Source organism: Thalassoroseus sp. (assembly GCF_984380535.1).
Window position 1 is genome coordinate 43,909 of sequence record NZ_CFHRBF010000029.1, and the last position, 10,659, is coordinate 54,567.

Genomic DNA, 10,659 nt, shown 5'->3' on the forward strand with positions numbered 1-10,659 from the left:
GGGGATTGTTAGTTGTCAGTGGTCCGTTGTGGGTTGTCAGCGGCTACCGGTTCTCGCTCCGCGTTTTCAAGCTCTTGGATTAAGTATTCGATGGAGCCGCGGTGTTCGAGCATTTCAGCGAGGTGTGCGGACGACTTGGAATTCGTGATAGCACTGATCATCGGGTTGAAGAAATGCAGTGCTTGCGAACTCAGGAAATTGAGCGGTCGAGACATCTCCAAGGTGACGAGCGCCGGTGCGACCAGGTGTCGTCGTCGAACTTCGTGAATCAACTTCTCGACAAGTTCCCGTTGTTCGGGAGTCGGTTCGAAATCCTCGGCCTTTTCCACGGCAAACGCGTGTCGCAGCCATTCGGGAATACGGGGTTTCATGCGATGGTTCCTTCCTCGATCTGCGAAGAAACCTGACCGGCATTGGCAATTTGCTGGCGATCTTCGATAGCGACTTCAGGAGCCAACCGACGAACAGATTCCACAAGAGCGGTTCGATTTCCCGCAAACCGAAGCGTGAGTTCTCGCGGTTCCAAGAATCGACGTTGCTGACGCTGCAAACGAACGAGTCCGCCGTGTTCATCGACAGTCAATCGAACGACTTCCGACCAAGTGACAGAGGTATCGGCCAGACCCATGCGGATGTGTAAACCGTCGCGGTCGATGACGTAGTTCGTCGGCCACCAGAACTGTTGCAACGTCCACGCGAACACGGTGGCGGCAAATATGCCCCATGCCCAGTGACCGCCCCAAACGGCGATGGAATAGGAACAGACGAGGAGCGAACCAAGCACGGCAACCGTGGTCCACGGTTGTTCGCGGGCGGGGTGAATTGTCCAGGTGTAATCGGGCTCAGCCGTCAACGAAACAATCCTTGCAGGCGACCGAAATTGAGCGTGCTACGACAATAACAACCCGGTACAGAAATTGCGACAATGACAGCGAATTCGAGTTGATTTGGTCAGCGTACCCAGTCAAAAAAAATCGACGGCTGAGATCCAAATGGCTCGAAGCTACGTATTCCAGGACGTGTGAAGGATATTATGCCCACACAAACGACCAAAAATACGTAGAACAATCCAGACAAGCACCGAGAAAATTAGGAGCTGAGGAGTTCCTCATCATGTTTTTCGACCCCCTCTATTTCATCTTCATCGCCCCTGCCGTCTTACTGATGATCTGGGCGCAGTTCCGTATCAAGTCGACCTATCACGCGGCGATGCAAGTGGATGCCCGGCTGACCGGTGCGGCAGCAGCCCGGTACATTTTGGACCAAGCTGGTCTCCATAACGTCGGTATCGAGCAGACACCGGGCCAACTCTCTGACCATTACGACCCGCGGGCAAAAGTTTTGCGACTGAGTCCGGACGTGTTCAACAGTCGATCTGCAGCGGCCGTCGGAATTGCGGCTCACGAAGCGGGGCACGCATTGCAGGATGCGAAGAATTATGCGCCGCTCATGATCCGAAATTTGGCGGTTCCTGCGGCCATGGTTGGTCCGACAGCGTCGATCATCTTGATCATGATCGGTGCAGCGATGCAGAGTGCCGGGTTAATTCTGCTTGGAATCATTGCCTACGCTGGCGTTGTGTTCTTCCAAGTCGTCAATTTGCCGGTGGAGTTCGATGCCAGCAATCGAGCGAAGAAAATCTTGACCGATTACCAGATCGTGGATGACGCCGGAGCGGTTGCGGTGAGAAAAGTGCTAAATGCAGCCGGTTGGACGTATGTGGCTGCGACGTTACAGAGTGTGCTAATTCTGCTCTATTATATCGTGCGGTTCACCGGTGGGTCGGACGACTAAACAGCAGTCGATAGCCAAACACCGCCCGCGATTTCCTATCGCGGGCGGTGTTTTTATTCCATATGACTCGCGCACAACGGGCTGGACTCATCGTAAATGCCGAAGCGTTTGAAGATCAATCGGGCCATTTCTCGATGACCGGCACGATTCGGTGATCGACCATCCTCACTTCGCCATTCAGGTCTGCCGTGTGTTTCTGCCGCGATGTCTTTCCAGTGTCGCCAGTGGTCGACGCAGGGGATATTCAATTTCTGAGCCACTTCCCGCACGACTCGCACGTAGGATCGAATTGATGCGAACTCCGGAAATGCGGAGTGGTCGAAACGTGGGGGCGTTTGTAACACAACCGCGGAACCCCGTTCACGGATTTTGCCGATGACCTCGGTCAATGACCCGCGAAATTCGTCGAGTTGGCTACGTCCCCGTCGACAATCCCCATAACCGACCATCAGCGTGACCACTTCCGGGCGGAAGCGAAACACACGAAACTGCAGGTTCGCAAGTAACTCGTCGATGGTTCCGCCGACCGTACTCGTCGTGATCACCACGTCTTGCGAACGTCCCATCTCTCGACGAACTCGCTCGCCGAATTGTTCGGAGTAGTCTTGCCAACCGGCGGAGAATTCGCCTTCACAAAGCCGATCTCCCGTGAAGACCCAGGTGACTGGTTTGGCATCGTCGACCAAACGTTTCAAGGTCCGGAAAGTCGGAACATACCAAGATGGGAACCGGGGCTGAGCGTTGTCGCTGTCTTCGACAGGGAATGCGTTTGACTGGAGTTCCTCGGCGAGGTCGTCCCATCGCAGGATTTGCGATTGTCCGCCAGACCGTTTGGCTTGCTCTTCCAAGAGGTCGAAAATTTGCGGGTTGTCGTCTCTAGGAGAATGATGAATGCTCTCGGCATCATCGAGCACGCTATCGCTCGCCAACCCGCTTTGCAGCTGTTCGTTGCGATGTTCGGACGGTTCGAAGACCTCATCGGCGAACGCACGAATATCGATGAATTCATCGGTCGCGAGCGTTTCGAGATTGTCATCGTCGAATTCTTCGGAATCGTGACCGGCCCAGAAGCGATCGAGGGTTTCCTCATCGGCGATGGAGTCGTCATCGTCTTCGACTTCCAATTCCGGATGAGGAACGACACCGAAGTCGGGAATCAGTAGCAAGCGTCGGCGAGTGCGTGAACTGCGAGCCAACGGAAACGAGGACGCCGAGTAGGAACGCCACGGCATGAACCACTCCTTCTTGATTTTGGCAGGCCGAGTTTCGGCTTTCCGACACACAGGCCGAAACGGCAAGGCGGGGGAAACGCCTTGGGAGGTTACCTAAAGTTTAGCTCAGAGAAGTACAAGAAGCGAAACAATTCCTGATTCGAGCCCAGGATCCGAAAGATTGGCTTTTAAGCCTCACAATTTGTAGTGGTTTTTCCGCACACGACGGAAAAATCTGGTCAATCCATCGTTTTTCCCTGGTCAGCGGTTGGTTTCGGTACAGCCGAATGATGGAAAGCGCTCGGCATTCGGTGTAGGATGCTCGCCAACCATCCGGGTCCGCGGGACGCTCGTCATGCGTGTGATCCGGCTTTCACTCATCCCGATTGACCTCCTGAGGAGAATTTTGCCATGTCCGATGCCGGAAGCGCCGCGGCTTCGCCCACCCCATCGGTGGCCACCAAAGAACCCGATTACACCCTGTTCTGGGGCTGTTTTATCGCCTTGATCACCACCGCTTTCGGGTTCATCACTCGGATGTTTCTGCTAGGTGAATGGGAAACCGAATTTGGTTTGGACAAGGCCCAAGTCGGTCGTTTGGCCGGGATCGGGATTTGGCCGTTTGCGGTCAGTATCATTGGTTTTAGCTTATTCATCGACAAAATCGGCTACAAAGTCGCGATGATCATGGCGTTCCTGGGGCACCTTATCTGGGCCTGCATGGGCGTGTATGCATTCACGCTGTCCACCGGCGAAAGTCCTGACAAAGAAACGGCGTTCGCGTTGCTGTACTGGGGCAGTCTGATTCTCGGTTTGGCCAACGGAACTGTGGAAGCCTTTATCAATCCCGTGGTGGCGACGATGTTCAACCGCGAGAAAACCAAATGGTTGAACATTCTTCATGCCGGTTGGCCAGGCGGATTGGTGATCGCCGGGATCATCGTGATCTTCATGGGCGACTTAGCGTGGGGTTACAAAGTGGGCATCATCGCCGCCCCGGCGTTGGTGTACTTCTTGATGCTCATCACCCGAACCTTCCCCGCGCAAGAACGCGTGGCTTCTGGCGTGACCTACAAAGACATGCTCGCCGAGTTCGGAATTCTCGGTGCGATGGTTGTCGGGCTTCTGGTTACCCTCCAACTGATCGACTTCGCCACCGTGGGTGGTACCGTCGCGATTTCTGATAGCCTGAAGTACACATTTGTGGGAATCGGCGTGGCGATCGTCGTCGGCTTCGGACTCTACACCCAAGCTGTCGGCCGACTGCTGTTGTTCTTCCTTGTGCTGATCATGATGCCATTGGCGACGACGGAAATCGGAACCGATGGTTGGATCACCGGGATTATGGAAGGCACCTTCGAAATGAGCCCGGCGGACGTCGAAGCCGCTGGCGGAATGGACAACGTCCTCACGATCAACGGCAAGCCGTACTCGATGCATCCTGGTTGGGTGTTGATTTACACCTCCGCGATCATGATGGTCTTGCGATTCTTCGCTGGTCCGATTGTGCACACGCTTTCGCCGCTGGGGCTTCTCTGCGGCAGCTGCGTGTTGGCGATTGCTGGTTTGTATTGGCTGTCGATTGCCGAAGCCGCCATCATTTTTGCGGCTGCAACGCTGTACGCCTTCGGAAAAACATTCTTCTGGCCCACGATGCTGGGGGTCGTCGCTGAGCAAACGCCGCGAGGTGGTGCATTGACTCTCAACGCCATCAGCGGCATCGGCATGCTCGCAGTGGGAACGCTCGGCTTCCCGTACATTGGGGCTTTGCAAGCCGAGAACCAAATCGAAGCGGTAAGTGCTTCCGAAGCCGCTCAGAAAGTTCCTGGCCTGGTCGAAGACGGCAAGCTGACGACGACATCGGAAGGCAGCGTCTACGAGATCATCAAGTTCACCCAGATCTCCGATAAGGAACTCGACGCAGTTCTCGATGAAAACGCCGACGAGGAGACGAAAGAAGAGATTGCCATCGTTCGCGAAAAGGCGAATCAACGCTCTTTGGCTGACATGACGACCTTCCCGATCATCATGCTGGTTGCGTATCTTATTCTGATCGGTTACTTCAAGAGTCGTGGTGGATACCAGGCGGAAGTCCTCACCGGACACGCTGCCCATGATGCGGAATTCACCGGCGGCGTCGAAGGACCGGCGGATATGTAGGGCCAGTAGACGCTGGAACTGTTTGAAATTGAATTTATCTCGAGGGTGTGTCTGATACCGCCCTCGAGTCTTTTGCGAGCCTCCAGTTTGAGTTCAACGCAACCAAGTCCCCCAAAAGAACAGGTCACAGAAACTCGTAGCCGCGTCACTTGGATGGCGATGGTTATCCTGACAGTGATCGTCTTTTTGCTGGACTTGGTCTTTCCGCTCGGTGTTGCAGCGGGGGTGCCCTATATCACCGTCGTGTTCTTGGCGTTATGGTTGCCAGAGCGGCGTAGCGTCGTCATTGCCGCCATCGTCACCACGATATGCACGATCGTGGGCTTCACAATCCCCTGGCCGACCGGAACGACGACGTTCTGGCTAGGGCTGGAGAACCGTTTTATTGCACTGTTGGCTCAGTGGACGATCGCGGTACTCGGTCTTCAACTCGCCAAGCGAACCGAAGAACTTCAGTCTGCCAGACAGCGATCCTTCCGAATTGAACGTCTAGCGGCCATCGGTGAAACGCTTGCGGTGCTCTCCCACGAAAGCCGAAACGAATTGAACACAATTCAAGTCGGCATGGCCTTGCTCAAGAAACAGACGTCCGATCAGCCCGAAGTTCGAAGTACGCTCAACTCCATCCAAACGAGCGCGAATCGGCTGCAGGTGTTGTTTGAAGATGTGCGATCGTTTGCCGCCCCTATCACGTTGAATCTCGTGAAAGTCAATCTCCACGAGATTTGGCAACGGGCATGGGAATCCATTCAACGGGCCCATCCCAATCGGGCAATCGAGCTGGTTACGAGTCCCGGGAACCCCATTGAGTGCAACGTCGATTCCTTCCGGATCGAGCAGGTCTTTCGCAACTTATTCGAAAACGCAATTGCCGCCGGTAGCGATCCCGTTGTGTTGACGCTGACCACCAGTTTCAGTCGCTTTGAAGGCCAGCGGGCTGTGATTGTCTCTGTTCAGGATAACGGTCCCGGGTTACCACCAGAAATTCAATCGCGGGTTTTTGAACCGTTCTTTACCACCAAATCGAAGGGCACTGGGCTTGGCCTGTCGATTAGTCAGCGAATCGTTGAGGCACACGGTGGCATCATGACGCTGGAGAAGTCAGACGAGGGAGCGAACTTCGTGATTACACTCCCTGTCCTTGTTTGATCGCGTTATTTCGTCTCGAACTGATCCGGTTCAAGCAGTTTCTGGAACTTTTCCTCGTTCATGTTTTCCGGCGTGACGAGATACACGCCGGTGTCGATTCGATCTTCGACTTCCTCACCCTCCAATTTGGCGACCATCGTTTTGACGGCAAGGTAGCCCATGTTGACAGGGTCTTGCAGAATCACGCCGTCGACAGAACCGTTCTTCAGGCCCTCGACGATTCGCGGATCGGAATCAAACGCGATGAACTTGACATCGTTGGTCATTTGTAGATTCTCTAGTGCTTGCAGCATGCCTTTGTTGTTCGGTTCGCAAACCGTAAACACGCCAGTGACTTTGCCCTTGTGGTTCCGTAACAATTGCTCGGCGATCTTGAGTGCTTCCTCGGCGGCGGAGTTCACACGCTGACTCTCGGAAAGTACAGCCACATTGCTGGCGGCTTCGATTTCTTCGAGAAAACCTTCTTCACGTTGTTCGGTGCTTTCGCTACCGGCTTGATAACGCAGCAGAATCACTCCGCCCTTCCCGCCCATCAGCTCGACCATCTTCTGACCGGCGAGACGGCCGCCCCGCAGGTTGTCCGTCGCGACATAACTCACGACATCGCTCAAATCTTGGAGTCCGCTGTCAAAGACCACTACCGGAATGTCCCGTTGTTTCGCCCGTTTGACGACCGGGACGAAGGCGTCTCGATCAATCGGTGCGAGGACGATGCCGTCGACTTTTTGCCCGACGAACGTATCGACGATTTTGATCTGACCTTCCTTGTCCGTCTCGTCAGACGTGCCCTGCCAGACAATTTTGACATTCCCCAATTCTTTCGCAGCCTTCTCGGCCCCAAAGTGCACGGACTTCCAAAAGTCGTGACTGGTTCCCTTCGGGATGACGGCAATGCGGTACTTCTTCGTACCACCCTCGGCCGCTTCGTCCGTGTCGGACTTCGATGAGCAACCGAAACCACAAAGAATTAGCAGAACCATGAGTAAGCGCAAGTGCATGGCGGCATCTTTCGATCGTATGGGGAATAGGAGTTGAAGCTACGTGCTAGAAAATGAAGATGTTCGAACTTCGTTTTCGAGGATTGAGAATGAAAGATGGAGGATAGCGATGCATCCGCACGTTTTCCGATTCGATCCGCGATCCTCCATCTTCGTTCCTCCCGGAGCAAATATGGCGGACGACGATTTTCGAAAACTTCGTCTGTCAATTTTTGATAAGTGACTAGGCTTTGCGAATTTTGTCTCGTCCTTCAGTCACCGACTTGGTGGCATTGCGAGTATCCAGGACGAGCGACGCATGCTGAACGATGTGTGCGTAATCGTAAGCGGAATGGTCGGTCGCAATCAACACGCAGTCTTGCTTCGCCAGAAACTCCGGGGTGAGTTCTTGGCTGGTCATTTCCGGAACATTGTAATGTCGCATGCGGGGGAGCTTCGGAATATGTGGATCGTTGTAACTGACATCCGCTCCGCGTGCGATGAGCAATTCGAGGAGTTCGAACGACGGACTTTCCCGCGGGTCGTCCACATCTTTCTTATACGCCATTCCAAGCAGGCAAATTTTACTGTCACGGATGGGTTTGCCGACATCGTTTAGAAACTCGGCTAGACGGAGAATTACGTATTCCGGCATGGTCCGATTCACTTCGCCGGCGAGTTCGATGAAACGCGTGGACAATCCCTGCTTGCGGGCGAGCCAGGTGAGATAGAAGGGATCGATTGGGATACAGTGCCCGCCCAATCCCGGTCCCGGATAGAACGCCTGAAAGCCAAACGGTTTCGTTTTTGCCGCGTCGATCACTTCCCAGACATCAAGCCCCATACGGTCGAAGAGCACCTTCAACTCGTTGACCAACGCAATGTTGACCGCTCGATACGTGTTTTCCAGAATCTTACACGCTTCCGCTGCCTCCGGGCTGGAGACCGGCACAACCTCGACGATCGCGTGTCGATACAACGCAGCAGCTAATTCGCCGCTTTGCTCGTCGATTCCCCCGACAACTTTCGGAATGTTCTTCGCGCTGTACTGCGGGTTGCCAGGGTCTTCGCGTTCGGGACTGTACGCCAGGAAGAAGTCGCTACCGATGGATAAACCACTTTCTTCTAGGATCGGCAGGACGACATCGCGAGTTGTCGTCGGATAAGTCGTACTCTCAAGCACGACCAGTTGACCGGGACGCAACGTCTTGGCAATGGCTCGCGTGGTGCCCTCGACGTAGCGAAGATCCGGGTCGCGTGCCTCATTGAGCGGAGTCGGCACACAAATCAACAGCACATCGGCTTCACCCAGACGAGACATGTCAGCGGTTGGGTCGAGTTCCTTGTTCTCGATCCAAGTCGCCACGGTTTCCGACGGAATATGCTTGATATAACTCTTGCCGGCAACCAGTTGGTCGACCTTGTGCTGATCGACATCATAGCCAATGCAGCGAAAGCCCGCCGATGTGAAGGCATGGATAAGCGGCAGCCCGACATAGCCCAAACCAATCACACCAACGAGGGCGGATCGGTCGGCAATTTTCGCGGCGAGATCGTGTGACATCTTCGTCCCTGCTGATGAGTCTTTGAAACGGCAACAGCGGGCGATGCTAACGCCGGTTATACGGGACGGTCAAGATTATGGCCGATAGACATCCGCCGGAAACTGTCCACGCCACAACGCCAACGCACGACCGACGTGTGTCAGAAACGGGTAAGATCGACTGAGCTGCGATGGAGTTAACTCCTCGACGCCCTGCACCAACCATTGCCCTGCTCGCTCGATAACCTCCGCAGGCGGCAAACATTCCGGTGGCGCAAACGCCCACCATTCGAGAGCATGACCCGTCGCCAAGAGTCGATCTGCCTGCACCCCCATCGGCGAACTCACACCTTCGGGTTGCGGACCGTCAACTTCCTCGCCGGGCCAACCGCCGTCCCAATAACCTTCCGGCGATTGTGTTTCGACGAGCCGACGTGTGACGTCTTGAAGATGAGCGATGACCTTGGCACGACCGGTTTCACTCAACAACTCGAACTCCTCATCCGCCTGCAACATCAACGCCAATGCGTGCAGCCGATGGTTCCCGAAACACACACCTTGTGCGAGCCGTTGTCGCATCAGGCGATCGGCTAACCGATCCCACGTGATTTCTTGCCCTTCCTGAGTCCGAAAGCTCTTCGCATGCGGAAGATAGTGCAAATACGCAAGCGTCGACCATTCATATTCAACCTGATTCAAGCTGAACTGATCGAGCGATTGAGCCAATCCCGCCCGTAGCGTTGTTTCGCCCTTCGGGGTGATCACGGGGAAATCCAATGGCGTGCCGACTTCCGCCAAACCGGCGAGAGTATGATCGACGTGACTCGCCGACGCTTTACCTTCCATCGTACGGAACTTCAGACCATCCCCGGTGGTGTCCGGAACGAGAAACGGTTTCTGTTCGTCACCCCAAGCGGCTGCAAAGCGACGATGATCGAGCAACAACTCACGCATCTCAATTCCAGAGAGGCTACGTGGGTCGCTAAACACCGACTCCACTCCCCAAAACCGCAATGCATGGTCGACGTGATTAATTTGCGGATTCCGACCGCGGAATCGAGGTTCCAGCAATTGCAGCACACGTTGGAGTTGCTCGCTAGATACAACTTCGGGACGATCGTACCTTGGGGTAAATCGCAGCGGCTCATTTCGGGGAACCGGGGGCAAACTCGGCTTGGTCAATTCTTGATATCGCCAAGCCGCCAACGCACCGACACCCACTAAAAACACAGTCTGCACGACAGCAAACGCGATCGTGCGGCGACTGATTGCAGACTTCGATTGCTCTGATTCAGACATCAACTCAAGACTTTCGAACTGAGAATTAAGGTTTCTCGGCGACGGCTGGCGTGGGAATCGCGGGGATGAAGTCGGGTTCGGGCGTTTTTTCTCCACCACGAACGGCGACGAACGCCAAGTCGTCTTCATACACAAGCGTCCAACCAGGCAGACGACGAACCGCGCGATCAAGTCCCTGTTGAAGCTCTTTGTGCACGACGAGCGTGTTAATTCGATACTTATCCAATCGACGCGTCAGTCCGGCATCCCCGTTGGCGACACGCAGGTAATCTTGCCAAACTTGCGGGGGAGCGACGTGAACTGCGTTGGTCGTCATCATCAATTGGATGTCTTCCGGCCCGTCCCACGCTAACCAGTCCCCCCACCACTGGGGACCGGCCACTAAACCGGTTGGCGGGTTGTTGCGAAGGAATTCGGTCACACCAAGCGGAGTGTCACTGTGATACAAGGCTGAATCGGCTCGGGCATTCCCCCCCAACACAAACATGCTGAGCGGCGAAAACGTGAACGCCAGCCAAACGATGAG

Annotated in this window: 10 protein-coding genes; 3 read left to right on the forward strand and 7 right to left on the reverse strand. The window is 54.9% G+C overall.

The genetic code is table 11. The annotated features are described in order from the left end of the window. Positions 1-8 precede the first annotated feature (8 nt). Both AC5DDB_RS28515 and AC5DDB_RS28520 read right to left on the reverse strand, forming a co-directional pair. A complete protein-coding gene (locus AC5DDB_RS28515) occupies positions 9-371 on the reverse strand; it encodes a hypothetical protein (protein WP_491743170.1) in 363 nt (120 codons plus the stop codon). After that, positions 368-853 carry a hypothetical protein gene (locus AC5DDB_RS28520; RefSeq protein ID WP_491743171.1) on the reverse strand — a complete coding sequence of 162 codons (486 nt, stop codon included), beginning with the start codon at positions 851-853 and terminating at the stop codon, positions 368-370. Before AC5DDB_RS28520 ends, AC5DDB_RS28515 begins: the two co-directional genes overlap by 4 nt. Positions 854-1,113: 260 nt before the next feature. Between AC5DDB_RS28520 and AC5DDB_RS28525 the strand changes: the two genes are divergently transcribed. Beyond that, positions 1,114-1,794, forward strand: coding sequence for a zinc metallopeptidase (locus tag AC5DDB_RS28525; protein ID WP_491743172.1), 681 nt, complete (start codon positions 1,114-1,116; stop codon positions 1,792-1,794). A 53-nt stretch (positions 1,795-1,847) separates the two neighbouring features. Here the strand turns inward: AC5DDB_RS28525 and AC5DDB_RS28530 are convergent, their stop codons facing one another. Beyond that, on the reverse strand, positions 1,848-3,026 hold the full coding sequence (locus tag AC5DDB_RS28530; RefSeq protein WP_491743173.1) for an SGNH/GDSL hydrolase family protein: 1,179 nt from the start codon (positions 3,024-3,026) through the stop codon (positions 1,848-1,850). A 390-nt stretch (positions 3,027-3,416) separates the two neighbouring features. On the opposite strand from AC5DDB_RS28530, the gene AC5DDB_RS28535 reads away from it, so the two are divergent. Together AC5DDB_RS28535 and AC5DDB_RS28540 are read left to right on the forward strand one after the other, a co-directional pair. Beyond that, positions 3,417-5,165, forward strand: coding sequence for an MFS transporter (locus AC5DDB_RS28535; RefSeq protein ID WP_491743174.1), 1,749 nt, complete (start codon positions 3,417-3,419; stop codon positions 5,163-5,165). A gap of 87 nt (positions 5,166-5,252) precedes the next feature. Further along, positions 5,253-6,314 carry a sensor histidine kinase gene (locus AC5DDB_RS28540; protein WP_491743175.1) on the forward strand — a complete coding sequence of 354 codons (1,062 nt, stop codon included), beginning with the start codon at positions 5,253-5,255 and terminating at the stop codon, positions 6,312-6,314. A gap of 5 nt (positions 6,315-6,319) precedes the next feature. Here the strand turns inward: AC5DDB_RS28540 and AC5DDB_RS28545 are convergent, their stop codons facing one another. From AC5DDB_RS28545 to AC5DDB_RS28560, 4 genes are all read right to left on the reverse strand, one after another. Then, positions 6,320-7,312, reverse strand: coding sequence for an ABC transporter substrate-binding protein (locus tag AC5DDB_RS28545; RefSeq protein ID WP_491743176.1), 993 nt, complete (start codon positions 7,310-7,312; stop codon positions 6,320-6,322). Between the two features lie 223 nt (positions 7,313-7,535). Further along, a complete protein-coding gene (locus tag AC5DDB_RS28550) occupies positions 7,536-8,855 on the reverse strand; it encodes a nucleotide sugar dehydrogenase (protein ID WP_491743177.1) in 1,320 nt (439 codons plus the stop codon). Between the two features lie 75 nt (positions 8,856-8,930). After that, positions 8,931-10,133: a hypothetical protein gene (locus AC5DDB_RS28555; protein WP_491743178.1), complete on the reverse strand. Its 1,203-nt coding sequence runs from the start codon at positions 10,131-10,133 to the stop codon at positions 8,931-8,933. Between the two features lie 25 nt (positions 10,134-10,158). Beyond that, positions 10,159-10,659: hypothetical protein (locus tag AC5DDB_RS28560; RefSeq protein WP_491743179.1), on the reverse strand; the 501-nt coding region annotated here is incomplete at its 5' end.

Excerpts from the sequence above, each read along its gene's own strand:
- AC5DDB_RS28515 (WP_491743170.1), bottom strand. The coding sequence starts at position 371 with ATGAAACCCCGTATTCCCGAATGGCTGCGACACGCGTTTGCCGTGGAA.
- AC5DDB_RS28525 (WP_491743172.1), top strand. The coding sequence starts at position 1,114 with ATGTTTTTCGACCCCCTCTATTTCATCTTCATCGCCCCTGCCGTCTTA.
- AC5DDB_RS28530 (WP_491743173.1), bottom strand. The coding sequence starts at position 3,026 with ATGCCGTGGCGTTCCTACTCGGCGTCCTCGTTTCCGTTGGCTCGCAGT.
- AC5DDB_RS28535 (WP_491743174.1), top strand. The coding sequence starts at position 3,417 with ATGTCCGATGCCGGAAGCGCCGCGGCTTCGCCCACCCCATCGGTGGCC.
- AC5DDB_RS28545 (WP_491743176.1), bottom strand. The coding sequence starts at position 7,312 with ATGCACTTGCGCTTACTCATGGTTCTGCTAATTCTTTGTGGTTTCGGT.
- AC5DDB_RS28550 (WP_491743177.1), bottom strand. The coding sequence starts at position 8,855 with ATGTCACACGATCTCGCCGCGAAAATTGCCGACCGATCCGCCCTCGTT.
- AC5DDB_RS28555 (WP_491743178.1), bottom strand. The coding sequence starts at position 10,133 with ATGTCTGAATCAGAGCAATCGAAGTCTGCAATCAGTCGCCGCACGATC.